Raw genomic sequence first — 25686 nt, 5'->3', positions numbered from 1 at the left:
GGTCAGCCGCCCAGGATGAGCACCCGGGAGATCAGCCCGGCCCGCAGCCGATAGGCGACGACGTACCCCCGCTGCTCGCCGCCGGTCCGGACCAGCTCGTGGTCGACGACCCAGTCGCCCTCGCGCATCCGTTCCCTGATGTCCGCGTGGGCGTCGGGATGGGTCGCGAAGAGTCGGGCGTAGCGCTCCCGCATCTCGGCGTGGCCGGACATGAGGGTGCGCCCCGAGGCGCCGTCGACGATCTCGGCGTCGGTCGCGTAGCAGGCCACGAAGCCGTCCACGTCGTGGGCGTTGTAGGCGGCGACCTGCGCGATCACCGGGTCGTCCATGCCGGCTGCCACCGGGTCACCTCACTCCGATCACCACGGGCGCGGCCGGGGCCAGCCAGCCCAGCGCGCGCTTCGACTTGGTCACCCACGAGTCGGCCCGGATCACCGCGAGCGACCAGCCGGTGGCCCGCGCCCCCTGTGCGGTCAGCAGCCGGTCGGCCCGGAGCCAGTCGGCGGCACAGGCCGTCGAGGCGGCGCTCCACGTCAGCTGGAGCGCACCGAACCCGTCGTGGACGGGCAGCGGGTCGCCCTGCGCGGTGAGGTACAGGTGATAGGCCGTCAGCGCGCAGCTGACCAGCGCCTGGCCGCGGGCGGCGTCCGGGTCCATCGCCCGCGCCACCGTGTCGCGCCCGCGCGGCGCGAGCGCATGCATCCCGGCCTCGAAGCCGGCCCAGCCGACCGTCCACTCGCGGCTCAGCCGCCAGGAGACCTCCGAGGGTCGCGCTTGCACGACGATGGCCGTCCCCGGGAGCACCATGCCGGGCGGGACCGCGACCCGCTCCCGGAGCCAGTTGGCCGGCTCGTCACCCTGGACCAGGTTGAACTCGTGCCCGGGGGCCACCGTGGCCCAGGCCGCGTTGCCGTCGTTCATCAGCAGCACCGGTCCGCGCCGGGCGTCGACGGCGCAGGCCCGCAGCCGGTAGAGCGGCGGCACCCCCACGGTCGCGTCGGTCGTGATCGGGAGCCGGATGGGATAGGCGGACGGGCATCGCGTCGCGCCACTGCCGGACGCGTCCTCGGTGGCCGGGTCGGCGGCGCCCAGGCACCCGGACAGCAGCAGGGCCAGCACCGTGACGACGATCGGCACCCACCCGGCTGTCCGGGTCCTGCGGGCGGGACGGTCGCGTCCGGTGCCAGCGGGCATTCAGCCTCCCCGGATTTGGTCACTCCCCTCGAGTCTCAGGAACCCCGGCGGCCGTGTCGTCACCAGAGTTGGTCAAGGATCACCCAGCCGGTCGTGCCACCCGCTGGCTCCCGGCCACGATGCCGATAATCGGGTGGCGGTGTCCGATAGGTTCGCTCCCATGAGCGCTCCGGGACTCGACCCGACCTTCACCTCCCTGCCCTACCGCAGCCTCGGGGACGCGGCGCTGACCCGGGCCCGCGAGCTCGGCGTGAGCCACGCCGACTTCCGCTTCGAGCGGGTCCGCTACCAGCACCTCGGCGTCCGCGACGGCGTCCTGCAGGGGGCCAGCGACCACGAGGACCTCGGCTTCGCGGTCCGCGTGATCCACCGCGGCGCCTGGGGATTCGCCTCCGGGGTGGTGCTGACGACCGACGAGGCGGTCCGCGTCGCCGAGAGCGCGGTCGCGGTGGCGCTCGTGGCGGCCGAGATGACCTCGACCCCGGTCGAGATCGCCACGGAGCCGGTCCACGACGACGTCACCTGGGTCTCGTCGTACGCCGTGAACCCGCTCGAGGTGCCCGTGGCCGAGAAGGCCGCGCTGCTCGTCGACTGGACGAACCGGCTGCGCAGCGGCGCGGCGGTCGACCACGCGTCGGCCGACCTGCAGCAGGTGCAGGAGAACAAGTACTACGCCGACCTCGCCGGCTCCCGCACCACCCAGCAGCGGGTCCGGCTGCAGCCGGGGTTCGAGGCGATGGGCACCGGCGCCGACACCTTCGACTCGATGGCCTCCATCGCACCGCCCGTGGGCCGCGGGTGGGAGTACCTCACCGACGGCTCCTACGACTGGGACGGCGAGATCGAGCAGGTCCCCGAGCTGCTCGCCGAGAAGCTCAAGGCGCCGAGCGTCGAGGCCGGCAGCTACGACCTGGTGATCCACCCCTCCAACCTCTGGCTGACGATCCACGAGTCGATCGGCCACGCCACCGAGCTGGACCGGGCGCTGGGCTACGAGGCCAACTACGCCGGCACGTCGTTCGCGACCTACGACAAGCTCAACACCCTGCAGTACGGCTCCCCCGTCATGAACGTGACCGGGGACCGCACCGTCGAGCACGGGCTGGCCACGATCGGCTACGACGACGAGGGCGTGCAGACCCAGGCGTGGGACATCGTGAAGGACGGGGTCCTGGTCGGCTACCAGCTGGACCGGGCGATGGCCCACATGAAGCCCGAGCTCAACCCGGCCGCCTCGGGGGAAGGCCGCTCCAACGGGTGCGCGTACGCCGACTCCCCCGGCCACATCCCGATCCAGCGGATGGCCAACGTGTCGCTCCAGCCGGCGCCGGACGGGCCCAGCACCGAGGAGCTCATCAGCCGCGTCGAGCGCGGCCTCTACGTCGTCGGCGACAAGAGCTGGTCGATCGACATGCAGCGCTTCAACTTCCAGTTCACCGGCCAGCGGTTCTACCGGATCGCCGACGGCGAGCTCGTCGGCCAGGTCCGCGACGTCGCCTACCAGGCCACCACGACCGACTTCTGGCGCTCCATGGAGGCCGTGGGCGGCCCGGACACCTGGGTGCTGGGCGGCGCGTTCAACTGTGGCAAGGCCCAGCCCGGGCAGGTCGCGAGCGTCAGCCACGGCTGCCCCACGTCGCTGTTCCGCGGCGTCCGCATCCTCAACACCACCGACGAGGCAGGGCAGTGATGACCTCCCAGCACACCAGCACCGTGTCCCCCCAGTCCCTGGTCGAGCACGCCCTGGCGACCACCGTCGCCGACGACTGCCTCGTCATCGTCCGCGACGCCACCAGCGCGAACCTGCGCTGGGCCAACAACACTCTCACCACCAATGGTGTGATGCACGGGGTCACGGTCACGGTGATCTCGTTCATCCGGCGCGCCGAGGGCGTGGCCACCGGGTCGGTCACCGGGAGCGCCAGCTCGCAGGCCCAGGTCACCGCCCTGGTCGAGGCCGCCGATGCGGCGGCCCGGGCGAGCTCGCCCGCCGAGGACGCCAACGACCTGGTGACCGGCGACGCGGCCGCGGACTGGGACGACGCCCCGGTCCACACCGACATCCACGTGTACGACGCCTTCGCGCCGGCGCTGGGCGAGGCGTTCGGACGCGCGTCGGCCGCGGGCCGGGTGCTCTACGGCTTCGTCAACCACGAGCTCACCACGACCTACCTCGGCTCCACGACAGGCCTGCGGCTGCGGCACGTGCAGCCGACCGGGCACTACGGCTGCACGGGCAAGACCGCCGATCTCACCCAGAGCGCCTGGGTCGGCGGCGCCACCCGCGACTTCGCCGACGTCGACGCGCTGGCCATGGAGGAGTCCCTCGCGCAACGCCTGGGCTGGGGCAAGCGCCGGGTCGACCTGCCCGCCGGTCGCTACGACACGATCCTGCCGCCGACCGCGCTGGCCGACCTGATGGTCGACGCCTACTGGTACGCCGGCGCCCGCGTCGCGTGGGAGGGACAGTCGGTCTACAGCAAGCGGGGCGGCGGCACCCGCATCGGCGACGTCATCACCAGGCCCGGGGTCAACCTCTTCTCCGACCCGGCGTACGACGGCCTGCAGTGCGCGCCGTTCACGGTCGCGACCACCTCGGACAACGAGCAGTCGGTCTTCGACAACGGCCTCCCCCTCGGCCGCACCGACTGGATCCGCGACGGCCGGCTCGCCTCCCTGCTGCAGACCCGGCACTCCGCCGCGATGACCCAGCAGCCGGTGACCCCGATGATCGACAACCTCGCGCTGACGGTGGACGGCGCCGCGGGCAGCATCGACGACCTGGTCGCCGGCACCGAGCGTGGCCTGCTGCTCACCTGCCTGTGGTACATCCGGGTGGTCGACCAGCAGTCGCTGCTGCTCACCGGGCTCACCCGGGACGGGGTCTACCTCGTGGAGAACGGCGAGATCACCGGTGCGGTCAACAACTTCCGGTTCAACGAGAGCCCGATCGACCTGCTGCGTCGCTTCTCGCACGCCTCGCAGACGGTGCCGAGCTTCAGCCGGGAGTGGGGCGACGACTACTTCTCCCGCACGGCCACGCCGGCGCTGCGGGTGCCGGACTTCAACATGTCCAGCGTCTCCCAGGCGATGTGAGGGCCGGCCCCGGTCGGGCGGGCTAGTCGAGGAGGAACGCCACGGCGTTCTGCACCACGAAGACCACGCAGATGCCCCACGCCACGATCAGCGGGACCAGCGCCTGTCGCCTGCCGTCGTGCAGCGCGCGACGGGCGAAGGCGGTCGTGAAGAAGGCCGGGACGATGAACACGAGGACGGCGGGGTAGCCCGCGGCCCACACCAGCCAGGTGGGCGCCGCGTCGTCGTTGATCCCGGAGTAGCCGTAGGCGTCCGCCAGGATGTCCGCCACCAGGAACGCCGCCGCCCCGGACAGCACGAAGCCGAGCAGCGACCACCACGCCATGTGGTAGTCGTGGCTCGCCGAACGATGATCGGTGAAAGTGCCCGTCGCCACTGCGCCCATGAGGGCAGCGTCGCTCGCGAGCGTCCCGCGGGGCAGGGACCAAGGCCCCGGGACCACTGGGACCTCTGGTCTGGACCGGCACCACTGGTGCAACCGGACCGGCCGGGCGGGCGTATCCCCTTCGTTCTGACCGACACCGACCCACAGGAGCACCACCATGCGCACCCAGCTCACCCTCGGCGCCCTGGCCGCGGTCGCGACCTCCGCCCTCACCGGGCTGGGCGTCGCGGCACCGGCCACCGCCCTGACCCCCTCGGCCGAGCAGGCCACCACGACGACCACGCACGAGTTCGGCAACGTCCTCGAGTGCACCGGCACCATCCGCGGCCGCGGCGTGTGGGCCAGCCTCTACGAGAACAACACCGTCAAGGACGTGATCCAGGTCGTCATCGGCGACGGCGACAACCAGGTCGGCAACGGCCGCGAGGTCACCGACGGGTTCATCCACGACAAGCAGGTCCACGGCAGCCTGAAGGTGGGCGGCAAGAAGGCCGTCATCGACGGCTACGCGGCGCGCCACGGCAAGCGCAAGGCCGTCCACGAGGAGTACGACGACGCCGGGCAGCACATCACCGTCGACGGCTTCCACAAGCCGCTCGCGACGGACCTCACCCTGACCTGGCGTCAGCGGACCGTGCAGCTGGCCTGCGACAACGCGTTCCACTACGACCTGCAGGTCACCAAGGAGGACATCACCGGCTGACGCCGGGAGGTCCTCCGCGACGCACCACACCGACCCGGGTGTCCCAGCGATGGGACGCCCGGGTCTCGTCATCACCCGACCAGCAGCCCGACCACGTAGGACACCAGGTTCAGCAGCACGAACAGCGCCACGAGGCCGGCGCCCACGTACATCGGGACCTTGGCCACCGGCCGGCCACCCGCGACGGCCCGGCGCCCGAAGTGGAAGGTCACCACGATCGGCAGCGCGAGGACCAGCAGGGCGGGCCCCCCGGCGCCGAGGGCCACCCACCAGGGCGCCAGCTCCTCGGACCCGGACTCGTAGCCGTACAGCGACGCGAGCCCCTCGCCGACCACGAACGCGGCAGCGACGGCCAGCGGGTACAACGCGAGCGAGAGCCAGGCCCATCGGTAGGCCCGGTCCGGCTCCGGTGTCGTCACGGTCGCCCTCGGGCTCACCCCAGCCATGCGCGGTACCTCTTCCGGGACACCGCCGACCACAGCCCGGGCCACCGCCGGTCGAGGTCCGCGGCCCGCGCCTCCTCGTGGGCGTGCAGGCGACCCCAAACGAAGCTGCTCTCACCGGCCGCCTCCGCCTCCTCGGCCAGCTGCCGCAGGTGCTGCCTGCTCACGACGGTGTCCTGCCGGTCGCCCAGGTGGGACGTGAGCTTCTTCGCCGCCCGGGTCAGCCGACCCGCGTCCTTCCCCCAGACGGGCTCCAGCGCCTCCGCCGCGTACCGCAGCCGCTTGGCGTCCTTGCGCACCTGGTGCATCGCGGGGTCGTGCTCGACCGCGTCGACCTCGACGGCCACCTGTCGCCGCAGCCGTTTCCAGTCACGCCGCATCCGCCGGCGGAGCAGCTCGCGCGCCGGCCGGACCGCCTCGGCCGTCCAGGGCGGGTCCTCGACCAGCCGGTCCAGAGCATCCAGCAGGTCGAAGTAGCGGTCCGACGAGAGCACCTCGTCGACCCGACGGTCGGCGCCCTGCCGGCGCTCGTCGTACGACGCGGCGAGCCGGGCGTGGGCCGCGGCGCTGCCCGGCTCCGGTGGCTCCTCGTCCAGCAGCACCTCGAGCCGGCGACGGACCACGTGTGCGTCGCGGGCGTCCGCCAACGCCTGCCCCAGCCACTTCAGCTCCTCGCGCAGCGGGTCGGTGACCTCGCGGTGGACCAGCGGTCGGTACGTCGCGAGTGCCGCGCGCAGCCGCCGACAGGCGACGCGGGCCTGGTGGACGCCCTCGGGACGGCCCCTCCGGATCTCGCTGTCGCGCCGCACCAGCTCCTCGACCTGCTCGGCGAGCCGCCGCTGGAGCACCCGACCGGCCGGCTTGTCGGGTCCCACCGCGGCGAGACGACGCGGCTCGGGCAAGCGGTCGCCGAGCACGTGCAGGATCTTGCGCGGGATGTCGCTGCTCGGCACGCCGGCGTCGTGCAGCAGGTCGTCGGCGGCCCCCAGGAGCGCCGGGTCCCCGTCGACCAGCTCCAGCTCCCACTCACGCCAGGCGACCTGCTGCTCGCGCCCGTGGGCCTGCCCCGTCACCTCGTCGTCGGCGAGCTCCGCGACGACGGTGCCCTCGGCGTCGAGCAGCGGAACCTCAATGCGCCGGGTGCAGACCGTCGCGACCTCCGCCACGGGTGCGCCCCGGGTCCGTCCCCGGACGAGACCGAGCAGCTCCGCCGGCGGAGCGGCCGGCCCGGAGGCCAGCGGCAGCTGGATCTCGTCGCGGCCCACCCCTGCCGGGATCTTCAGGTGCCAGCCCTCGTCTGCGCCGCCCGTGCGGCGTCGCAGCGTGACGCCCGCCCGCAGCAGGGCCAGGTCGTCGGTGTCGTAGTAGGCCGCGGAGAGCTCGATGACCTCCGGCTCCCCCAGCGCCGTCACGCCGGGCAGTGCCGTCAGGTCCGGCAGGGAGGCCCCCGCGCCGGGCGCGTAGGTCCTCTCCAGCTCTCGATGCTCCCTCATGGGACAGGTGTACCCCGGCACTGGTCGACGCGCGACACCCATCGTGGGCATCCGGGACCGGCTGCTCCCACTCGGCGAACCGCCTCAGTGACCCGGATGGCCCCCGGGGATGGGCGCGTCGGGGTCGTACGGCGTGCGCGTGTAGATGAACGTCGCCACGTCGAGGTGGCTGACCGACCCGTCGGGGCGGCGGACCACCGTCAGCTCCTCGCCCGCGTGGTAGCCCGAGAGGCCGATGATGCGGCCGTCGACGACGCCGAAGGTGTACTTGTCCTCCCCCGCGCGCTCCGCCACGAGGCGGGTGCCGTCCATCGCGAACACGAACGGGGTGTTTCCCCAGTGCCACACGCCCAGGACCTCGGCGAGCTCCGGCGGCACCGCGGCCGTCGGCACCCACGGTGAGGCGATCGTGGGCTCGCTCCGCTCGAGCTCGTCGAGCAGGGCGACGAGCAGGTCTGCGGGGACCAGCCCGGCGGTCGCGTTGGTGAGCACCACCGCACCCGTGCGCCGCACGCGGTCGACGAAGCAGCCGGCGAGGAAGCCGGGCATCGAGCCGCCATGACCGACCAGCATCCCCGAGCCGCCCGCCTGGAGCTGGAAGCCGAGGCCGTGCGCGTAGCCGAGCGCGTCGTCCCGGTCGCCGGACTGGGGGTGGGAGGCGGCCAGCAGCTCGTCGAGACCGAGCACGTCCGGGTGCCCCGAGAGCAGGAAGGCGTTCCAGGCCGCGAGGTCCGTCAGCGTGGCCCACACCTGGCCCGCCGGGGCCATCGCGCCGGTGTCGGTGGCCGGCTCGTCCGCGAGCGTCCCGGCGTAGGGGTGCACGCTGTGGCCCTGGGCCGCGGCGCCCACCGGCAGGTACGACGTGCGGCTCATGCCGAGCGGCGCGAGGATCCGGGCCCGCACGCACTCCCACCAGTCGACGCCGTGCTCGCGCGCCACGACCTCGCCGAGCAGGGCGAAGCCGAGGTTGGAGTAGTGGAACTGCTGCAGCGCCGGGAAGATCTCCTCGGCCCCGTGATGGCCGTCGGCCAGCTCCTCCCAGGTGAGCCCCGCGGACCGCTCCCACCACGAGCCGATCGGCTCCGAGCGCATGCCGGAGTTGTGCGCCAGGAGGCTGCGGATGGTCCGGTCGGCGTACGCCACGTCGCCCAGCCACGTCGAGGCCGGCTCGTCCAGGCCGAGCCGGCCGTCCCGGACGAGCTGGAGCACCAGCACGGCGGTCATGGTCTTGGTGATCGAGCCGATCCGGTACTGCACGTCGAACGGGTCGTGGCCGGGCACGGCGGAGCCGCCGTACGCCCCGGTCCACACGAGCTCACCGTCGCGGAGCACGCCGGCGACCACCGACGGCAGCCGGCCAGCGGCCTGCGCCGCCGCGAGCCGCGCCAGCAGCCGGCGGGCGGTGACCGGGGCGACGGCCGCAGTGCTCATTCCGCGAAGGCCTCGAGCGGCGGGCACGCGCAGACCAGGTTGCGGTCGCCGTAGGCCTGGTCGATGCGCGCCACCGGCGGCCAGTACTTGTCCGCCACGCCATTGGGTCCAGCGATGCCGGTCGGGAAGACGGCCAGCTCGCGGCTGTAGGAGCGGTCCCACTCGCCGACCAGGGCCCGCGAGGTGTGCGGCGCCCCGCGCAGCGGCGAGTCCTCGGGGGTCCACTCCCCCGCACGCACCCGCTCGATCTCGGCGCGGATCGCGATCATCGCGTCGCAGAACCGGTCGATCTCGGCGAGGTCCTCGGACTCGGTCGGCTCCACCATCAGGGTGCCCGCGACCGGGAACGACATGGTCGGGGCGTGGAACCCGTAGTCGACGAGCCGCTTCGCGACGTCGTCGACGCTCACGCCGGTCTCCTTGGTCAGGCCGCGCAGGTCGAGGATGCACTCGTGGGCGACCAGCCCGCCGTGGCCGCGGTAGAGCACCGGGAAGTGCTCGTCGAGGCGCGAGGCGATGTAGTTGGCCGACAGCACCGCGACCGCCGTGGCCCGGGTGAGGCCCTCGGCCCCCATCAGCCGGATGTAGGCCCACGAGATCGGCAGGATGCCCGCCGAGCCGTACGGCGCGGCGCTGATCGGGCCGATGCCGTCCCGCTTCTCCGCCTCGGGGTGCATCGCGTGCGAGGGCAGGTACGGCGCGAGGTGCTCCCGCACCGCCACCGGGCCCACGCCGGGGCCACCGCCGCCGTGCGGGATGCAGAAGGTCTTGTGCAGGTTCAGGTGGGAGACGTCGCCGCCGAACTCCCCCGGCCTGGCGTAGCCGAGCAGCGCGTTGAGGTTGGCGCCGTCCACGTAGACCTGGCCGCCGTGGCCGTGCACGATCTCGCAGAGCTCGGTGATGGTGTCCTCGTAGGCGCCGTGCGTGGAGGGGTAGGTGACCATGATCGCCGCGAGGTCGTCGACGTGCAGGTCGCACTGCCGACGGAGGTCGTCGAGGTCGACGGCGCCGTCCTCGGCCGCCTTCACGACCACCACCTTCATCCCCGCCATCACCGCGGACGCGGCGTTGGTGCCGTGCGCCGAGGACGGGATCAGGCAGACGTTGCGCTCGCCCTGGCCGTTGGCCCGGTGGTAGCCCCGGATCGCCATCAGACCGGCGAGCTCGCCCTGGGAGCCGGCGTTCGGCTGGATCGAGACCCGGTCGTAGCCGGTCACCTCCGCCAGCCACTCCTCCAGCTCGGCGACCAGCTGGCGGTAGCCCACCGCGTCGTCGGCCGGGGCGAAGGGGTGCAGGTCGGCGAAGCCGGGCAGCGAGACCGGCTCCATCTCGGTCGTCGCGTTCAGCTTCATCGTGCAAGAGCCCAGCGGGATCATGCCGCGGTCCAGCGCGTAGTCGCGGGCCGAGAGCCTGCGCAGGTAGCGCAGCATCGCCGTCTCGCTCTGGTGGCTGGAGAACACCTCGTGGGTGAGGTACGCCGTCTCGCGTCGCAGGCCGGCGGGCAGCGCGTCGTCCGCCGCACCGTCGACCGCGTCGACGTCCAGGTCGACGCCGAACGCCTCGAGCAGGCGCACCAGCGTCGAGCGGGTGGTGCACTCCGAGGTCGAGATGCCGAGCCGGTCCGCATCGACGCGGCGCAGCTGGATCCCCCGCTCGTGCGCGGCGGCGACGATCTCGGTCGCGCGGCCCGGCACGACCGCCGAGACCGTGTCGAAGAACTGCTGGTGCTCGACCTCGATGCCGGCCTTCATCAGCGCCTGCGCGAGCACCGCGGCGTAGCGGTGGGTGCGCGACGCGATCGCCCGGAGGCCCTGCGGCCCGTGGTAGACGGCGTACATGGAGGCGACCACGGCGAGCAGCACCTGGGCGGTGCAGATGTTGGAGGTGGCCTTGTCGCGGCGGATGTGCTGCTCGCGGGTCTGCAGCGCGAGCCGGTAGGCGGGCCGGCCCTCGGCGTCGACCGAGACGCCGACCAGCCGGCCGGGCAGGTGCCGCTCGAGACCAACCGCCACCGCCATGTAGCCCGCGTGCGGGCCGCCGTAGAACAGCGGGACGCCGAAGCGCTGGGTCGAGCCCACGACGACGTCGGCTCCGAGGGCGCCGGGCGCCTCGAGCAGGGTCAGCGCGAGCAGGTCGGCGGCGACCACCGCGAGTGCGTTGCGCTCGTGCGCCGCCTCGATGACGCCCCGCGGGTCGAGGATCCGGCCCGAGGCGCCGGGGTACTGCACCAGCACCCCGCACAGCTCGCCGTCGGGCAGCCCGTCCGCGAGGTCGGCGACGACCACGTCGATGCCCATCGCCTCGGCGCGGGTGCGGACCACGTCGATGGTCTGCGGCAGTGCGTCGGCGTCGACGACGAAGGGGCCGGCCGCCTTCCGGTTGCCACGGCGTACCAGCGTCATCGCCTCGGCCGCGGCGGTGCCCTCGTCCAGCAGCGAGGCGTTCGCGGTCGGCAGCCCGGTGAGGTCACCGACGACCGTCTGGAAGTTCAGCAGGGCCTCGAGGCGGCCCTGGGAGATCTCGGGCTGGTACGGCGTGTACGCGGTGTACCAGCTGGGGTCCTCGAGCACGTTGCGCCGGATCACCGGCGGGGTGACCGTCGCGTGGTAGCCGAGCCCGATCATGGGCTCCCCCGGCCGGTTGGCCTCGGCCAGGGCCCGCAGCTCGCGCGCGGTGGCCTCCTCGGTCAGCGGCGCCGGAAGCTCCAGGTCACCGGCGGCGCGGATGCCGCCCGGGACCGCGGCCGTCATCAGCGCCTCGAGCGAGTCGAAGCCCAGCCGGTCGAGCATGGTCTCGACGTCGGCCGCCTGGGGACCGATGTGCCGCTGCGCGAACGGCAGCGCCGTGTCGAGGTGCGACAGGTGCTCGCGAGCGGGCTGGTGCGGGACGGGCGCTGACAGGTCGGTCACGGGGGCTCCTCAGATCGGGGTCGATCGGGTCGCCTCCCCCTCTGTCACCCGTCGCTCACGAGCTCCAGAGTTGCCTCATCCGCACGGTCCTGGCGCCTGAGAGGTTCCGGGGAGGAATTGCCCCTTCGGCGCTCCGCTCCGAGCATCTGCCCCCGGGCGAAGACTCTCCCGTGCGGGATAGTCGGCGCCCCCAGCCTAGCCGACCCGGCCGGCTCAGCCGATCTTGCGGGCTGCCCGGCGCGCTGCCAGCTCGTCGCTCGCGCTCGGGTCCTGGTCCTCGGCGGTGCGCTCGCTGGGCAGCTCGGCGAGCGTGCCCTCGATCTCCTGCCACACCCCGCCGATCGCGATGCCGAAGACGCCCTGGCCGCCCTGGAGCAGGTCGATGATCTCGTCGTTGCTGGTGCACTCGTAGACCGAGGCGCCGTCGCTCATCAGGGTGACGCGGGTGAGGTCGTCGGTCCCGCGCTTGCGCAGGTGCTGGACGGCGGTGCGGATCTGCTGCAGCGAGATGCCGGCGTCGAGCAGGCGCTTGATGACCTTGAGGATCAGGATGTCGCGGAAGGAGTAGAGCCGCTGCGAGCCGGAGCCGCTGGCGCCGCGGACGGTGGGCTCCACCAGCCCGGTGCGGGCCCAGTAGTCGAGCTGGCGGTAGGTGATCCCGGCCGCGTTGCACGCGGTGGGACCGCGGTAGCCCGCGTCGCTGGGAAGCGGCGAGACGTCGTCGGAGAAGAGGAGACCCTGCTCCTCGGCCACCTCCGCGGCGCGGCTCGCCTCGGGGCTGGTCGTCAGGTCCTGCTCGTTCTCGTTCACACGGTCCTCCGCGGGTCTACTCCGTTGTGCGTAACCCTCGGGGGAAGTGCGGAGACCCGGTCATCAGGGCAACCACAACGGTGGAGTTACAACAGAGACAGTTCAAGGTAAGCCCGCGATTGAGGGTGGTCAACGACAGGAGCGGCGTGTCGCAACCCTCAACCTCTACCTGAGGGTTAGACCTGAATGGGTAGTGCGACCATGCATGTGTTCCCGAGCGGCGCCTCTCGACTGTTAGGGGGCCGATCCACGCGGGTCCTGGCAAGGCGGAGGAGGGAAGGCGGCCCGGGGTTGGCCGTCGACCGACGACAACGCAGCCAGGGCCCGTGGGCGGCGCCCTAATGGGCGTCGAAGTCTTCGGGGGTGACCTGGTCGAGGAACTCGCGGAACTTCTCGACCTCGTCCTCCTGCTCGGCGGGCACGGCGAGGCCGGCCTCGTCGAGGACCTCCTCGGAGCAGACGATCCGGGAGCCGGTGCGCAGCGCGAGGGCGATGGAGTCCGAGGGACGGGCACTGACCTCCGCGCCCGAGCTGAACACGAGGTTGGCGAAGAAGACGCCGTCGCGGACCTCGGTGATCTGGACCTCGGTCAGCTCGTTGCCGGTCGCCGCGAGCACGTCCTTCATCAGGTCGTGCGTCAGCGGTCTGGGCGGCACCACGCCCTGCTGGGCGAACGCGATCGCCGTGGCTTCGACGGCCCCGATCCAGATGGGGAGGTAGCGCTCCCCGGTCACCTCGCGCAGCAGCACGATCGGCTGGTTCGAGGGCATCTCGACCCGTACTCCCATGACATCCACTTCGCGCACAGAGTCACCCTACTCCCGGGGTGGGCGCGGTCAGGAGGTCCGCAGTCCCGACTTCACCAGGGTCGCGTGCAGCCGCACCGACAGCGCCGCGATCTCGCTGACGGCCTCCTCGGCGCGTGCCTTCGCAGCCGCGTCGCGGCCGCGTTTGTGCGGGGCCACGACCTGCTCGACCAGGCCCACCTCGCGGTCGGCAGAGGTCTTGAAGGCCCGCAGGTGCCGCGGTTCGAAGCCGAAGTCAGCCAGCTCGCGGGCGGTCCGGGCGATCACCAGCGCGTCGGTGTCGAAGTGCCCGGTCCCGGGGCGTGCCGCGATCAGGCCGTACTGCTCGAGCTGGTCGAGCAGCTCCTCGGAGATCTCCGCGATCTTGACCAGCTCGCGGCGCGAGAGCCGCAGGTCGTCGCGGCGGGTGAAGGACTCCGCGCTGGGCAGCCCGTCGGCCGCGAGCGCCACCTGGGGCACGGTGGGGACGACCGCCTCGATCGGCGGCGGCTCGAGCCCCCGGTCGATGGCGTCGAGGTGCTCGCCGATCACCTTGAGCGGCAGGTAGTGGTCGCGCTGCATGCGCAGCACGTAGCGCAGGCGCTCCACGTCGTCGTGGGAGAACTTGCGGTACCCCGCCGGGGTCCGCTCGGGCTTGATCAGGCCCTTGTCCTCGAGGAAGCGGATCTTGGGGATGGTGATGCCCGGGAAGTCCGGACGCAACCGGTCCAGGACCTCCCCGATGTTCATCCGCGCCCGGGATGCCCCGGACGGCGCGGTCGCCGACGGCGTACCCATCCGGCCGTCAGCCGCTCGCGTGCCCGGAGAAGAAGACCAGGCGGTACTTGCCGATCTGGACCTCGTCCCCGTCCTTGAGCTGGACCCGGTCGATGCGGTCGCGGTTGACGTAGGTGCCGTTCAGGCTGCCCACGTCACTGACGGTGAAGGTCTCCCCCGTGCGGTGGAACTCGGCGTGCCGACGCGAGACCGTCACGTCGTCGAGGAAGATCTCGCTGTCGGGGTGCCGCCCGGCGTTGACCACGTCGGCGTCGAGCAGGAACCGGCTCCCCGATCCCGGGCCCCGCTGCACCACCAGCAGCGCGTGCCCGGCGGGCAGTGCGTCGACGGCAGCGGCGTCCACGGCGTTGAGCTGGCGGTCGGACGTCTCGACCTTCTCGCCACCCATGCCGATGGCGATCGTCGCGGTCGACTCCCCCGCCGACTCCGTCGGCGCGCCGGCCGGGGAGTCGGCAGTCACCAGGCGGGTACCGCACTGGGAGCAGAAGCGGGCATCGTCAGGGTTCTGCTTGCCACATGCTGTGCAGAACGGCATCGGTCATCCTCCGGGTCGGGTCGTCCGCCGACATCACCCACGACCAACCCTCAGGGCCGGGTTGAGGTTGACGGTTGGTCAAAACGTATCAGTCCGGCCGGGGCGTTCAAGCCGGGCGCGCGGCAACGGCAGCGGCGCGCGGGCGCACTCAGCCCTCGAGCGTGGCCTGGTAGGCGGCCGCGTCCAGCAGGGAGTCCAGCTGCGAGGCGTCCGTGGGGACCACCTCGAAGAGCCAGCCACCGGCGTACGGGTCGTTGTTGACCAGCTCGGGCGTCGCGTCCAGCGTGTCGTTGCGCGCGACCACCTCACCGGAGACCGGCGCGTAGATGTCGCTGACCGACTTGGTCGACTCCAGCTCGCCGCAGGTGCTGCCACCCTCGACCGCGTCTCCGACCTCGGGGAGCGAGACGTAGACGATGTCACCGAGCGCGTCCTGGGCGTAGTGGGTGATGCCGATGCGCACCGACCCGTCGTGCTCGCCGGGGCTGCGCACCCACTCGTGCTCGGGGGTGTACTTCAAGTCGTCGGGGTACACGGTGACTCCTGTCGGTGAGCGGTCGCTGCTGGGTCGGACGCAGGCTACTGCGAGCTGTCGGGCTGGGCGTAGTCCGGTTGCTGGGGCTCGCGGACGCTCTCGATGTCGAGCGACTGCAGCTCGTCGATCTGGACGCTCTGGCCGTCCTCCTCGAACTGCGCCTTGGGGCCCTGCAGGAACGTCATGCCTCCGGTCAGGGTGTGCGGCTCCCCGATCACGTCGATGACGTACGGCGCGGACAGCAGCGTGCCGTCGACGTAGATCCCGCCCGTGGCCTCCTCGACCGAGCTCTGGGCGACGATGCGCACCTTGCCGTTGACCTGCATGGCCTCGGCCCCCGCGGCCCGCAGCTCCTGGATCGTGTCGAGCATGGTGTCGACGTCGACCGGCGCGCTCTCCTCGGTCACGGTGATCCGGATGCCGGGCCCGGTCACGGGCACCAGCCCCGCGAGGATGGCCAGCGTGTCGGCTCGGTCCTGGGCCTGGGCCAGGGCGGCCTGGCGGGAGTCGGTGCTGCTCTGGAGGTCGCGACGGGTGCTCTCGAGCCGGGCGATCTCGGACTCCGCGCGCTGGGTGGTCCCGGCGAGGCCGTTCAGCACGTCGATCAGGTCCTGCTCGCGCAGCCCGGCGTAGGTGTTGTCGACCTCGTTGGCGCGCACCTGGGTGACGGCCGCGAACCCGACGACCGCCAGCAGGACGGCCACGATCGCCTGCGCCCGGGACGGCTTCATCAGCGCGGTGCGCAGCCGCTGCCGGCCGGTGCCGGGCCCGGCCGGGGGCCGGGGCTCGGCCTCGGGCGCGGAGGTGTCGGGCATGGAGGTCTCAGGCATGGAAGAGGTGTCGGCGGATGGCCGCCACGTTGGAGAAGATACGGATCCCGAGGACGACGATGACGCCCGTCGACAGCTGCCCGCCCACCCCGAGCTTGTCGCCGAGGTAGACGATCGCGGCCGCGATGACGACGTTGCTGACGAACGAGACGACGAAGACCTTGTCGTCGAAGATCCCGTCGAGGTAGGCCCGCAGGCCACCGAAGACGGCGTCCAGCGAGGCCACCACGGCGATGGGCAGGTAGGGCTCCAGCCCCAACGGGACGTCGGGTCTGAACCAGAGGCCCAGCAGGATGCCCACCAAGAGCCCGAGCGCGGCGATCACGGATTGGTCTCCTCGTCCATGTGGGTCTTCTGGTCTGCCGACGTCCCCGCCTGCACCGACCGGAGCCGCGGGAAGCGGGCCGCGGGCAGCGAGAGCTCGTCCACGTTGTGCATGGAGTACACGAAGCCCAGCTGCTCGGCCAGGCTGAAGAACTCGCTGCCCAGGGTGCTGTCCAGCAGGTTCGCCTGCATGGTCCTGGTGTCCCCGATCGCCTCGACAGTGTACGGCGGGGTCAGCGGCCGGCTGTTGACGTGGATGGCGACGTTGACGTTGCGGATGGCGCTGAGCACGGTCAGCCGGTAGCCGTTGATCGCGATCGCCTCGGCCCCGGCCGACCACAGGCCGTCCACGAGCTTGGCGAGGTCCTCGTCGCGCACCGCCTGGGTGGCGTCCCCGTTGGGGGCGTCGTCGACGACGACCCGGACACCCTCGCCGGTCACCGGGATGAAGCCCGCGACGGTCTCGAGGCGCCGCACCCGGGAGGAGGCCTCCTCCTCGGTGCTGGTGACCTGGTTGAGCCGCTGCTCCAGCCCGACGTTGCGCTCCCGGTCCCGGACGATGCGGTCCTGCAGCTCGGACAGCGTGGCCCGCCGGTCCCCGATCTGCGAGACCAGCGTGGCCCGCCCGGCGTCGGTGATGTCGGCGTTGCGCGAGGTCTGGACCGCGGCGGTGGTCACCAGGATGCCGAACACCGCGATCACGACCGCCGCCGTCCGGTGCGGGAGCCGGCGGGGCGGGGGCGGCGCGCCGGCGGCCCGACGCTCGGCGACGTGCAGGTAGTCCTCGTCCAGCGACTGCTGGGTGATCAGGGTGAGCAGCGGCATCGTCACGCGCGCCGGCAGCTGCACGTCGGTCCGCGCCGAGTGGTCAGGCATCGCGGACCGCCGTACGCCGTTCGGTCGTCGCCAGGAGCTTGCGCACCTGCCAGGCGTAGAGCACGCCGGCCCACCAGTAGAGCCCGATGCCCCACACCGCGAACGCCCAGCCGAAGACCTTCGCCAGCGTGGCGACGACGCCGTCGCCGTCGCCGAGCAGCAGCAGCGGGAAGGCGTAGAGCAGGTTGAACGTGGCGGCCTTGCCGAGGAAGTGGACCGGGAGCGCGCTGTAGCCGCGGGTGCGCAGCAGCGGCACGAGTCCCCACATCAGCAGGTCGCGCAGCGGCAGCAGCAGCGCGATCCACCACGGGATGATGTCGCGCAGCGCGAGCGCGACCACGACCGCGAGGATGTAGAGCCGGTCGGCGACCGGGTCGAGGATCTGCCCGACCACCGAGGTCTGGTTGAGACGCCGGGCCAGCCAACCGTCCAGGAAGTCGGTGATGCCGGAGACCACCAGCAGCCCGAGCGCCAGGCCGTCGGCCTCGGGACCGAGCACCAGCCACAGGAAGACGGGCACGCCCGCCAGCCGGATCAGGCTGAGCAGGTTGGGGAGGGTCCACACGCGGTTCTCGCGCGTCGGGTCATCCGCCACAGGTGCCTGCTTCTCGCCGTTCGGAAGAGGACGTGACTCGTCCCCGGGGGACACAGGTGGCCCCCCGACACACCTTATCCACCGGGACCACGTCTCCGTGCCACACACCCGCGGCGTTGCGGGGGCGGGTCAGACGTGCTCCTCGAGATGGGCGGCGTCGCGGATCTCGCCCACCAGCTCCTCGATCACGTCCTCCAGGGTGGCGAGGCCCAGTGTCACGCCGGTGGTGTCGACCACCCGCGCCATGTGCGCGCCCCGGCGCTGCAGCGTCTCGAGCGTGTCGTGCAGGCTGTCGGCGACCGCGGCCGTGGCGAACGGGCGGATCCACTTGTCGTCGATCGGGCGCTCGCGACGGGTCTCGTCGGGCTCCAGGACGTCCTTGATGTGCAGGTAGCCCAGCAGCTCGCCGTCGGCGCCCTCGACCGGGAACCGGCTGAACCCGGTGGCCGCGCACAGCGCCTCCACGTCGGCGGCGGTCGAGCCGCGCGGCAGCGTGGTGAGCGTGTCGGTGGACATCAGCACCGACTCGACTGTCTTCTCGGTGAAGCCGAGCGCGCCCGCGAGGCGGTCGTACTCGTCGGCCTCGAGCAGGCCCTCGCCGCGGGACTCCTCGACCAGCGCGGCCACCTCCTCGCGGGTGTACGTCGAGCTGACCTCGTCCATCAGCTTGACCCCGGCCAGGCGCAGCACGCCGGCGGCGACCGCGTTGATCACGACGATGACCGGCCGGAGCAGCTTGACGACGAACCAGATCGGCGGCCCCAGGGCGAGCGCTGCCCGGTCGGGGCCGGCCAGCGCGAGGTTCTTGGGGATCATCTCCCCCATCACCACGTGCAGGTAGACCACGATCGCGAGCCCGACGACGAAGGCGATCGGGTGCAGGAAGGACTCCGGGACGTGCGCGGCGTGCAGCACCGGCTCCAGCAGGTGCGAGACCGCGGGCTCGCCGACGGCACCGAGGACCAACGAGCACACGGTGATCCCGAGCTGGTTGACGCCGATGACCAGGGAGATGTTCTCCATCGCGCGCAGCGTGGTGCGGGCGATGCGGGACCCGGCCTCGGCGCGCGGCTCGATCTGGGTACGACGAGCCGAGACCAGCGCGAACTCCGCGGCCACGAAGAAGGCGTTGCCGAGCAGCAGCAGGACGGCGACGAGGAGGGCGATCGGAGGGCTCATGACTCCCCCTCCGTCTGGTCTTCCACGCCCTCGAGCACGCGCAGGCCGACCCGGTCGATCCGGCGCCCGTCCATCCGCTCGACGGTCAGGATCGCGAGCTTCTCGCGCGGCTCGTCGGGGTCGGAGTTGTCGGGCACCGGGACCTCGGCGAGGTCCCCGGGCTCGGGCACCCGGCCGAGCGCGCGCAGCACCAGCCCGGCGATGGTGTCGTAGTCCTCGTGGTCGGGCAGGGCGACGCCGGTGAGGTCCTCGACCTCGTCGGGGCGCAGCAGCCCGGACAGCGTCCAGCTGCCGTCCCGGCGCTGGCGGGCCCGCGCACCGAGCCGGTCGTGCTCGTCGGCGATGTCGCCCACGATCTCCTCGACGACGTCCTCGAGCGTGACGATGCCGGCCTGGCCGCCGTACTCGTCGAGCACGACCGCCATCTGGAAGCCGTCCTTGCGCAGCAGGGCCAGCAGCGGGTCGAGCCGCAGCGAGTCGGGCACCACGATCGGCTTGGCCATCAGGTGCTTGACCTTGGTAGTGGGGCGCTCGTGGACCGGCAGCGCCACGGCGTTCTTGACGTGGACTGTGCCCACCACGCCCTCGTCGGCGTCGAGGACCGGGAAGCGCGAGTGGCCGGTCTGCCGCGCCAGCTCCATCACGTCGCTCGCCCGGTCGTTGATCTCGAGGCTGGTGGTGCGGACCCGGGGCGTCATGATCTCGCCCGCGGTGCGGGAGCCGAACTCCACCGACCGCTCCATCAGCTCGGCGGTGTCGGCGTCGAGCGTGCCCTGGACCGCCGAGCGCTGGATCAGCGAGGCCAGCTCGGTGGAGCTGCGCGCCGACCGCAGCTCCTCCTGCGGCTCGATCCCGAGCCTGCGGACGAACGCGTTCGCCGAGCCGTTCAGCAGCCGGATCGGGATCCGGTTGACCGCGGTGAAGGTGCGCTGGAACCGCTGCGTGGCCCGCGCGACCTCCATCGGCTTGGCGAGCGCGAGGTTCTTCGGCACCAGCTCACCGAAGATCATCGTGAGGATTGTGCCCACGGTCAGGCCGATGCCGACCGCGACCGGCGCCACCGCGCCCGTGGGCACGCCGACGGCCTCGAGCGGCCCGTCGATGAGCGTGGCGATCGCCGGCTCGGCCAGGAATCCGATGGCGAGGTTCGTGACCGTGATGCCCACCTGGGCGCCGGAGAGCTGGGTCGAGAGGCTGCGCAGCGCCTGCTGCAGCCCCCGGGCCTTGCCGTCACCCTCGCTCGCGGCCTGCTCGACCTTGCTGCGGTCGACGGTCACGAAGGAGAACTCGGCGGCCACGAAGACGCCACAGGCGGCGATCAGCAGCAGCGCCGCGGCCAACAGGATCCACGCGGTCATCGGCGCCCTCCCCCAGACATCGGGGAGAGCGGGCGACTTTGAGAGCCGTCCATCGGAGGAGCTCGTGATCCTTACGTGCGGGGGCGATCGGGCCACGAACTCTACCGGGCGGCCGACGCGATCAGCGCATGCGGGCGATCCCGCGCGTTCCCCGGACAGCGGCGGCCCTGGGCTCGTACCCTGCGGTGGTCCAGAAGCGTTCGCATCCGGGAGCACGACGCATGGCGACCTACACCCCCGCCCACTTCCGCGGTGACCCGCTGCTGCCGGCGCGCGGTCGGCACCTGGTCGGCCGGTTCTCGTACGGCGTGACGCCGGCGCTGGCCCGGCAGGTGCGGCGGCAGGGCGGCCCCCGGGCCTGGTTCGACCGGCAGCTCTCCCCGGGCCGGGTCTCCGACCCCGGTGTCGCCGGCCTCCGCGACTGGTGGCCGAGCCTGTCTCGGCAACCCGCCGCGCTGTGGCAGCGCCAGGTCTCCGGCACCGAGGGCGGCTGGGAGGTCATGCTCGACTACGAACGCTGGGTGCTGATGCGGCGGATGACCTCGCGCCGCCAGCTGCTCGAGGTGATGACGGAGTTCTGGGAGAACCACCTCAACGTGCCCGCCGTCGGGGACGCCCACTTCGTGCACCGCACCGACTACGGCGACACGATCCGGGCCGGGGCGCTGGGCCGGTTCGACCAACTGCTCCACGCCGCGGTCGCGCACCCGGCGATGCTGGTCTACCTCGACAACGCCGTCTCGACGGCCAGGCACCCCAACGAGAACCTCGGCCGGGAGCTGCTGGAGCTGCACACCGTCGGTCGCGGCGAGTACGACGAGGACGACGTCAAGGACAGCGCCCGCATCCTCACCGGCTGGACCGTCGACATGTGGGACACGTGGGCGCCGTCGTACGACGCGAGCCGGCACTCGCGCGGCACGGTCACGGTGATGGGCTTCTCCGACGCCAACGCCGCCGCCGACGGGCGGGACCTGACCCGCCGCTACCTGCGCTACCTCGCCCACCACCCGGCCACCGCCGCCCGCCTGGCCCGGCGGCTGGCCGTGAAGTTCGTCGGCGACGACCCTTCCGACTCGCTGGTGGACCGGCTCGCCCGGGTCTACCTCGACCACCACACCGCGATCGTGCCGGTGCTGCGGGCGCTGGTGTCGTCCGCGGAGTTCCGGGACGCCGTGGGCGCCAAGGTGCGTGACCCGGGTGAGGACCTGGTCGCGACGTACCGCGCCCTCGGGGTGTCGGTGGCCCGGCCCACCACCGGGAAGGACGCCGCCAACCAGATGCTCTGGCAGGTGGCCGACATGGGGACGATGCCGTTCTCGTGGCCGCGGCCCGACGGCCAGCCGATCGACAACCAGTCGTGGTCCTCGCCTTCGCGCCTGCTCGCGTCGATGAACGCGCACCTGGCGATGAGCGGGGGCTGGTGGCCCTCGGAGGGCATCACCTACCGGTCGCCCCGCTCGTGGCTGCCCCAGGACCGGGTGCGGTTCGACGTCCTCGTCGACCATCTCTCCCAGCGGCTGCTGCACCGACGATCGACGTCGAGGCTGCTGCGCGCGTGCTGCGAGGCCACCGGCCTGGCGCCCGGCGAGGTGATCACCCGGGACCACCCGCTGGTGAAGTGGGGGATGCCGCGCCTGCTCAGTACCTTCCTCGACTCCCCCGCCTTCCTGACCAGGTGACGACCATGACGCCCTCCCCCACCCCACCCTGCTGCCGGGAGTACGCCGCGCTGAGCCGGCGCGGCCTGCTCGCCGGGGCCCTCACGGTCGCGGGTGCGAGCACCGCGTTCGGCTCCGCGGTGGTGCGCACGTCGGCGGCGGCCGCCACTCCCGCATCCTCGGTCCTGGTGGTGCTCTCGCTGCGCGGGGCGGCCGACGGGCTCTCCCTGGTGGTGCCGCACGCGGACCCCGTCTACTACAGCGCCCGGCCGCGGATCGCCGTACCCGCCGATCGGCTGCTGGTGAAGGATGCGCAGTTCGGGCTGCACCCGGAGCTCGGGCCGCTCGTGCCGCTGTGGCAGGCGGGCAGCCTCGCGGCCGTCCACGCGACCGGGCTGCCGGCTCCCAACCGGTCCCACTTCGCCGCCATGGAGGAGGTCGAGGACGCGAACCCCGGCTCGACCACCCGGGTCGGCTGGCTGAACCGGCTGATCGGGACCGACGCCGGCCGCTCCCCCCTCCAGGGCTTCAACCTGGGCAACGGCACCGTGCCGGCGTCCCTCTACGGCCCCGAGCCGGTGATGGCCGCCGGCAACCTCGACAGCGTCAGCATCGCCGGTGAGGACCAGTGGGACCACGGTGAGCGGCGCCGGTCGCTGCGGACGCTCTGGGACGCCGACACCAGCTCGCTCGGCCGGGCGATGCAGGCGACGTTCGCCTCCGTCGACGGGTTCGACCCGGTCCGGGCGACCAGCGCGACGCCGGCGCACGGCGCGTCGTACCCCGACGGCGACCTGGGCAGGGCGATGGCCGCGGTGGCGCGGGTGATCCGCGGGGACGTGGGGGTGGAGGTGATCACGGTCGACCAAGGCGAGTGGGACATGCACTCCGACCTCGGCACCGTGGAGCGCGGCCGGATGGTGCGCAACGCCGGCGAGCTCGCCTCGGCCGTGGCGGCGTTCTTCACCGATCTGGGGCAGCTGGCCGACACGGTGACGCTCGTGGCGCTCAGCGAGTTCGGCCGCCGGGTCGCCGAGAACGCCAACATGGGCCTGGACCACGGCTACGGCAACGTGATGTTCGTGGCCGGCGCCGGGGTGCGGGGCGGCGCCTACTACGGGACCTGGCCGGGGCTCCAGGGCGACGTCGACTCCGACCTGCTGGTGACCACCGACTACCGCAGCGTGCTGGCGGAGGTGGTCGCCGCCCGGTTCGGCGCCTCGACGAGCACGGTGTTCCCGGGCTTCCGGCGCGAGCGCGTGGGCGTGATGTCGGGCCAGTAGCGCCCTTCGTTGATCGAGCCGCCCCTCGTTGATCGAGCCTGTCGAGATCAGTGCTCGAGGTAGGTGGCGGCCATGTCGAGGTCGCCGTGCCCCGCCTCGACCGCCCGGGCGAAGTGCTCGCGGATCCCGGGAAGCGCGGCCAGGTCGAGCCCGGCGCTGCGGCCGGCCTCCAGGATCAGCTCGGCGTCCTTCAGCGCCCCGGAGAGCGCGAACGCCGGGTCGAAGGAGCCGTCCAGCATCGCGCCGCCCTTGAGCTGGACGTACGGCGCGTCCAGCGCGCCGCCCTGGACCGCCTCGAGGAACAGCCGCGGGTCCAGCCCGAGGTCGCGGGTCAGGGCCAGCGACTCGGCGACCCCCTCGACCACGGTGAACACCCAGGCGTTCGCGGCGAGCTTGAGCCGGGAGCCGGCGCCGGCCTCGCCGACCCACATGGTGCGGCTGCCGATGGCGTCGAGCACGGGTGCGAGCCGGTCGCGGACCTGCTGCGGGCCGGAGGCCAGCACCACCAGGGCGCCGTCCGCCGCCGGCTTCTTGGTGCCGAGGACCGGCGCGTCCACGAAGGCGACGCCGAGCTCGTCGGCGAGCCTCGCCAGCCGCTCGGTGCCGGCGATGCCGACCGTGCTCTGCTGCAGCCAGATCGCGTCCGCCCCGAGCTTGCCCCGGGCCTCCTCCATGGTGGCCGCGACGCTGTCGGCGTCGTACAGCATCGTCAGCACGACGTCGGCGCCGTCGACGGCCTCGGCGACGCTGCCGGCGACCGTGGCCACGCCGGCGAGCGGCTCGGCCCGCTCCGCGGTCCGGTTCCACACCCGGAGCGGGAGCCCGGCGGCCGCGATGTTGCGCGCCATGCCGGCCCCCATGGTGCCGGTGCCGAGGAGTGCGACGGTGGGCTGGACGGTCATCGGGGTCCTCTCGTCGGGTGCGGTTCGCTCCCCCGAACCTACGTGGCCGGTGAGCGGGCCCAAGGTCTGCCGCGGGCGGGACGTGCTCCCCTGTCCCGCGAGCCCGGGACCGGTCCATCCTCGGGCATGGGCACCCTCGGCGCTGCGAGCGTGACCATCGGGACTGGCGACTGACGCGGCTACGGTCGGCGAGCGAGGATGGGGACATGACCTACGACGACGACGTCGTGACCGTGCTCTCCCACGAGGAGTGCTGGGAGCTGCTGCGCGAGGCGGAGTTCGGCCGGTTGGCGTTCCGGATGAGTGACGAGGTCCACCTGGTCCCGGTCAACTACGCGGTCGACGGGGACCGGCTGCTGTTCCGGACCGCCGAGGGCGACAAGCTCCTCGGCGTCGTGATGCACCCCGACGTCGTCTTCGAGATCGACGACTACGACGAGCGCAGCGCGCACAGCGTCGTGCTGCGCGGGAGGGCCCGCCGCCTGGAGGAGGACGAGGAGCACCGGGCCGACGAGATCGGCCTGCGCCCCTGGCTCGGGACGGTGAAGTACAACGTCGTGGAGATCCGCCCCACGTCGGTGAGCGGCCGCGCGTTCCGCCTCGAGCACTGACGGCCGGAGCTCAGGCGCGCCCGTCGAGCCACATCCGCAGCCGCGTGCGCGTGTGGGCCACGTCGCTGTCGAGGTGGCCGTTGACGGCCCGGCACGCCCAGCCGAGCCGGACCGCGATCTCGCAGGCCGCGGCGAGGTCCCCGTCGTACCTCTCGGCGAAGGGGCCGAGGTAGGCGTCGCGGAACGGCGCGGTGTCCACGGAGTCCTCGACGTCGTCCAGCCCCCAGGCGATCACGCCCTCGAGGGTCACCGCCAGGGAGAGGAAGGGGTGGGTGACGCACGCGTCGCCCCAGTCGAGGACGAGGTGGCGGCCGTCGCGCACGAAGACCTGGCCGTCGTGGAGGTCGTCGTGCTGGATCGTGTCGGGGATCCCGAAGGCCGCCAGCTCCTCGCAGAGGTCGGCGACGCGCGGCACGCCCTCGTGGAACCGCGGCTCGGCGTCGATCTCGACCAGGAGCCGCTCGAGCTTCCCGGGCAGCAGCGCCAGCCGCATGTCGGGCACCCCCAGAGCGAGGAGCTCGTCCACGTCGTCGACCATGGCGAGCTGGACGCGCGCGTACGCCGCGAGCGCGTCGCACCACCGGTCGAGGCTGCGCTCGACCGGGACCAGCGCCCGCAGCTGCTCGCCCGCGTGGCCCATCAGCATCCAGCCGTGCTCGCCGTCGCGGGCCAGCAGCGGCGGCACGACGTCGGGCCGGCGCCGCGAGAGCAGCTCGACCAGGGCGGCCTCGTGGCGCAGCGCGTCGTGGTTGGCCTTGAACCAGACGTCCCCGCCGGCCGTCGGGACCCGCATCACGGTCGACCACTCGTAGACGTGGGGCTGCTCGATGTCACCGGTGCGGGCGAGGCCGAGCGCGTCGAGCCGACCGTCGATCCAGGCGTGGGCGCCCTCGACCCACCACGGGTCCTGCCAGGTGGGATGCACAGCGCGACGGTACGACGCGCCGGGG

At 72.6% G+C, this 25686-nt stretch carries 26 protein-coding genes and 1 riboswitch; of the genes, 6 read left to right on the top strand and 20 right to left on the bottom strand.

Going from position 1 to position 25686, the window contains the following annotated elements; all coding sequences use genetic code 11:
- Positions 1–2 precede the first annotated feature (2 nt).
- Together ABD268_RS15910 and ABD268_RS15905 are read right to left on the bottom strand one after the other, a co-directional pair.
- Complete coding sequence (locus ABD268_RS15910; RefSeq protein WP_344154292.1) at positions 3–341, bottom strand: nuclear transport factor 2 family protein; 339 nt, start codon at positions 339–341, stop codon at positions 3–5.
- 4 nt (positions 342–345) lie between these two features.
- Positions 346–1137, bottom strand: coding sequence for a hypothetical protein (locus tag ABD268_RS15905; protein ID WP_344154289.1), 792 nt, complete (start codon positions 1135–1137; stop codon positions 346–348).
- 217 nt (positions 1138–1354) lie between these two features.
- Here ABD268_RS15905 and ABD268_RS15900 point away from each other — a divergent pair, with 217 nt between their 5' ends.
- Complete coding sequence (locus tag ABD268_RS15900; RefSeq protein ID WP_344154286.1) at positions 1355–2884, top strand: TldD/PmbA family protein; 1530 nt, start codon at positions 1355–1357, stop codon at positions 2882–2884.
- A complete protein-coding gene (locus ABD268_RS15895; protein WP_344154284.1) occupies positions 2884–4290 on the top strand; it encodes a metallopeptidase TldD-related protein in 1407 nt (468 codons plus the stop codon). Before ABD268_RS15900 ends, ABD268_RS15895 begins: the two co-directional genes overlap by 1 nt.
- A gap of 22 nt (positions 4291–4312) precedes the next feature.
- Here the strand turns inward: ABD268_RS15895 and ABD268_RS15890 are convergent, their stop codons facing one another.
- Positions 4313–4675: a hypothetical protein gene (locus tag ABD268_RS15890; RefSeq protein ID WP_344154281.1), complete on the bottom strand. Its 363-nt coding sequence runs from the start codon at positions 4673–4675 to the stop codon at positions 4313–4315.
- 157 nt (positions 4676–4832) lie between these two features.
- Between ABD268_RS15890 and ABD268_RS15885 the strand changes: the two genes are divergently transcribed.
- A complete protein-coding gene (locus ABD268_RS15885; protein ID WP_344154278.1) occupies positions 4833–5378 on the top strand; it encodes a hypothetical protein in 546 nt (181 codons plus the stop codon).
- Positions 5379–5449: 71 nt separating this feature from the next.
- Here the strand turns inward: ABD268_RS15885 and ABD268_RS15880 are convergent, their stop codons facing one another.
- From ABD268_RS15880 to ABD268_RS15810, 15 genes are all read right to left on the bottom strand, one after another.
- Complete coding sequence (locus tag ABD268_RS15880; protein WP_344154275.1) at positions 5450–5824, bottom strand: hypothetical protein; 375 nt, start codon at positions 5822–5824, stop codon at positions 5450–5452.
- The gene (locus tag ABD268_RS15875) at positions 5812–7314 is read right to left on the bottom strand and encodes a CYTH and CHAD domain-containing protein (protein ID WP_344154272.1); all 1503 of its coding nucleotides are present in this window, start codon (positions 7312–7314) and stop codon (positions 5812–5814) included. Before ABD268_RS15875 ends, ABD268_RS15880 begins: the two co-directional genes overlap by 13 nt.
- 84 nt (positions 7315–7398) lie before the next feature.
- Positions 7399–8745 carry a serine hydrolase domain-containing protein gene (locus ABD268_RS15870; protein WP_344154269.1) on the bottom strand — a complete coding sequence of 449 codons (1347 nt, stop codon included), beginning with the start codon at positions 8743–8745 and terminating at the stop codon, positions 7399–7401.
- Positions 8742–11606, bottom strand: a complete 2865-nt coding sequence (gene gcvP, locus ABD268_RS15865; protein ID WP_344154530.1) for an aminomethyl-transferring glycine dehydrogenase — start codon at positions 11604–11606, stop codon at positions 8742–8744. Before gcvP ends, ABD268_RS15870 begins: the two co-directional genes overlap by 4 nt.
- Positions 11607–11728: 122 nt before the next feature.
- A riboswitch (glycine riboswitch) is annotated at positions 11729–11835 on the bottom strand.
- Between the two features lie 32 nt (positions 11836–11867).
- Positions 11868–12464 (bottom strand): MerR family transcriptional regulator, encoded by a 597-nt coding sequence (locus ABD268_RS15860; protein ID WP_344154267.1) that lies wholly within the window; start codon positions 12462–12464, stop codon positions 11868–11870.
- A gap of 338 nt (positions 12465–12802) precedes the next feature.
- On the bottom strand, positions 12803–13270 hold the full coding sequence (locus ABD268_RS15855; RefSeq protein WP_344154265.1) for a bifunctional nuclease family protein: 468 nt from the start codon (positions 13268–13270) through the stop codon (positions 12803–12805).
- 30 nt (positions 13271–13300) lie between these two features.
- Positions 13301–14047 (bottom strand): transcriptional regulator FtsR, encoded by a 747-nt coding sequence (ftsR, locus tag ABD268_RS15850; RefSeq protein WP_344154261.1) that lies wholly within the window; start codon positions 14045–14047, stop codon positions 13301–13303.
- 7 nt (positions 14048–14054) lie between these two features.
- Positions 14055–14582, bottom strand: coding sequence for a zinc-ribbon and FHA domain-containing protein (locus ABD268_RS15845; RefSeq protein WP_344154258.1), 528 nt, complete (start codon positions 14580–14582; stop codon positions 14055–14057).
- A gap of 148 nt (positions 14583–14730) precedes the next feature.
- The gene (gene gcvH / locus ABD268_RS15840; protein ID WP_344154255.1) at positions 14731–15117 is read right to left on the bottom strand and encodes a glycine cleavage system protein GcvH; all 387 of its coding nucleotides are present in this window, start codon (positions 15115–15117) and stop codon (positions 14731–14733) included.
- A 44-nt stretch (positions 15118–15161) separates the two neighbouring features.
- A complete protein-coding gene (locus ABD268_RS15835) occupies positions 15162–15947 on the bottom strand; it encodes a DUF881 domain-containing protein (RefSeq protein ID WP_344154252.1) in 786 nt (261 codons plus the stop codon).
- Positions 15940–16272, bottom strand: coding sequence for a small basic family protein (locus tag ABD268_RS15830; protein ID WP_344154249.1), 333 nt, complete (start codon positions 16270–16272; stop codon positions 15940–15942). The genes ABD268_RS15835 and ABD268_RS15830 overlap by 8 nt, the downstream gene beginning before the upstream one ends.
- A complete protein-coding gene (locus ABD268_RS15825) occupies positions 16269–17147 on the bottom strand; it encodes a DUF881 domain-containing protein (protein ID WP_344154246.1) in 879 nt (292 codons plus the stop codon). The genes ABD268_RS15830 and ABD268_RS15825 overlap by 4 nt, the downstream gene beginning before the upstream one ends.
- A complete protein-coding gene (clsA, locus tag ABD268_RS15820; RefSeq protein WP_344154243.1) occupies positions 17140–17742 on the bottom strand; it encodes a cardiolipin synthase ClsA in 603 nt (200 codons plus the stop codon). Before clsA ends, ABD268_RS15825 begins: the two co-directional genes overlap by 8 nt.
- Before the next feature lie 129 nt (positions 17743–17871).
- Positions 17872–18921 carry a hemolysin family protein gene (locus tag ABD268_RS15815; RefSeq protein WP_344154240.1) on the bottom strand — a complete coding sequence of 350 codons (1050 nt, stop codon included), beginning with the start codon at positions 18919–18921 and terminating at the stop codon, positions 17872–17874.
- Positions 18918–20279, bottom strand: coding sequence for a hemolysin family protein (locus ABD268_RS15810; protein ID WP_344154237.1), 1362 nt, complete (start codon positions 20277–20279; stop codon positions 18918–18920). Before ABD268_RS15810 ends, ABD268_RS15815 begins: the two co-directional genes overlap by 4 nt.
- A 221-nt stretch (positions 20280–20500) precedes the next feature.
- Here ABD268_RS15810 and ABD268_RS15805 point away from each other — a divergent pair, with 221 nt between their 5' ends.
- Both ABD268_RS15805 and ABD268_RS15800 read left to right on the top strand, forming a co-directional pair.
- Positions 20501–21961, top strand: coding sequence for a DUF1800 domain-containing protein (locus ABD268_RS15805; RefSeq protein ID WP_344154234.1), 1461 nt, complete (start codon positions 20501–20503; stop codon positions 21959–21961).
- 5 nt (positions 21962–21966) lie between these two features.
- Positions 21967–23223, top strand: coding sequence for a DUF1501 domain-containing protein (locus tag ABD268_RS15800; RefSeq protein WP_344154231.1), 1257 nt, complete (start codon positions 21967–21969; stop codon positions 23221–23223).
- Positions 23224–23270: 47 nt separating this feature from the next.
- Here the strand turns inward: ABD268_RS15800 and ABD268_RS15795 are convergent, their stop codons facing one another.
- Positions 23271–24125 carry an NAD(P)-dependent oxidoreductase gene (locus tag ABD268_RS15795; protein WP_344154228.1) on the bottom strand — a complete coding sequence of 285 codons (855 nt, stop codon included), beginning with the start codon at positions 24123–24125 and terminating at the stop codon, positions 23271–23273.
- Between the two features lie 206 nt (positions 24126–24331).
- Between ABD268_RS15795 and ABD268_RS15790 the strand changes: the two genes are divergently transcribed.
- Entirely contained in the window at positions 24332–24736 is a 405-nt protein-coding gene (locus ABD268_RS15790) for a pyridoxamine 5'-phosphate oxidase family protein (protein WP_344154225.1), read from the top strand.
- 10 nt (positions 24737–24746) lie between these two features.
- Here the strand turns inward: ABD268_RS15790 and ABD268_RS15785 are convergent, their stop codons facing one another.
- Positions 24747–25661, bottom strand: a complete 915-nt coding sequence (locus ABD268_RS15785; protein ID WP_344154223.1) for a phosphotransferase — start codon at positions 25659–25661, stop codon at positions 24747–24749.
- Between the last annotated feature and the right edge of the window lie 25 nt (positions 25662–25686).

Origin of the sequence: Nocardioides koreensis (assembly GCF_039531775.1) — a bacterium.
Lineage (GTDB): Bacteria > Actinomycetota > Actinomycetes > Propionibacteriales > Nocardioidaceae > Nocardioides > Nocardioides koreensis.
The sequence above is the reverse complement of the archived record's forward strand: the minus strand, read 5'-3'. Positions and strand labels throughout refer to the sequence as shown.

Excerpts from the sequence above, each read along its gene's own strand:
- ABD268_RS15900 (WP_344154286.1), top strand. The coding sequence starts at position 1,355 with ATGAGCGCTCCGGGACTCGACCCGACCTTCACCTCCCTGCCCTACCGC.
- ABD268_RS15895 (WP_344154284.1), top strand. The coding sequence starts at position 2,884 with ATGACCTCCCAGCACACCAGCACCGTGTCCCCCCAGTCCCTGGTCGAG.
- ABD268_RS15890 (WP_344154281.1), bottom strand. The coding sequence starts at position 4,675 with ATGGGCGCAGTGGCGACGGGCACTTTCACCGATCATCGTTCGGCGAGC.
- ABD268_RS15885 (WP_344154278.1), top strand. The coding sequence starts at position 4,833 with ATGCGCACCCAGCTCACCCTCGGCGCCCTGGCCGCGGTCGCGACCTCC.
- ABD268_RS15880 (WP_344154275.1), bottom strand. The coding sequence starts at position 5,824 with ATGGCTGGGGTGAGCCCGAGGGCGACCGTGACGACACCGGAGCCGGAC.
- ABD268_RS15875 (WP_344154272.1), bottom strand. The coding sequence starts at position 7,314 with ATGAGGGAGCATCGAGAGCTGGAGAGGACCTACGCGCCCGGCGCGGGG.
- ABD268_RS15870 (WP_344154269.1), bottom strand. The coding sequence starts at position 8,745 with ATGAGCACTGCGGCCGTCGCCCCGGTCACCGCCCGCCGGCTGCTGGCG.
- ftsR (WP_344154261.1), bottom strand. The coding sequence starts at position 14,047 with ATGGGTACGCCGTCGGCGACCGCGCCGTCCGGGGCATCCCGGGCGCGG.
- ABD268_RS15845 (WP_344154258.1), bottom strand. The coding sequence starts at position 14,582 with ATGCCGTTCTGCACAGCATGTGGCAAGCAGAACCCTGACGATGCCCGC.
- ABD268_RS15835 (WP_344154252.1), bottom strand. The coding sequence starts at position 15,947 with ATGCCTGAGACCTCCATGCCCGACACCTCCGCGCCCGAGGCCGAGCCC.
- ABD268_RS15825 (WP_344154246.1), bottom strand. The coding sequence starts at position 17,147 with ATGCCTGACCACTCGGCGCGGACCGACGTGCAGCTGCCGGCGCGCGTG.
- ABD268_RS15815 (WP_344154240.1), bottom strand. The coding sequence starts at position 18,921 with ATGAGCCCTCCGATCGCCCTCCTCGTCGCCGTCCTGCTGCTGCTCGGC.
- ABD268_RS15810 (WP_344154237.1), bottom strand. The coding sequence starts at position 20,279 with ATGACCGCGTGGATCCTGTTGGCCGCGGCGCTGCTGCTGATCGCCGCC.
- ABD268_RS15805 (WP_344154234.1), top strand. The coding sequence starts at position 20,501 with ATGGCGACCTACACCCCCGCCCACTTCCGCGGTGACCCGCTGCTGCCG.
- ABD268_RS15800 (WP_344154231.1), top strand. The coding sequence starts at position 21,967 with ATGACGCCCTCCCCCACCCCACCCTGCTGCCGGGAGTACGCCGCGCTG.
- ABD268_RS15795 (WP_344154228.1), bottom strand. The coding sequence starts at position 24,125 with ATGACCGTCCAGCCCACCGTCGCACTCCTCGGCACCGGCACCATGGGG.
- ABD268_RS15790 (WP_344154225.1), top strand. The coding sequence starts at position 24,332 with ATGACCTACGACGACGACGTCGTGACCGTGCTCTCCCACGAGGAGTGC.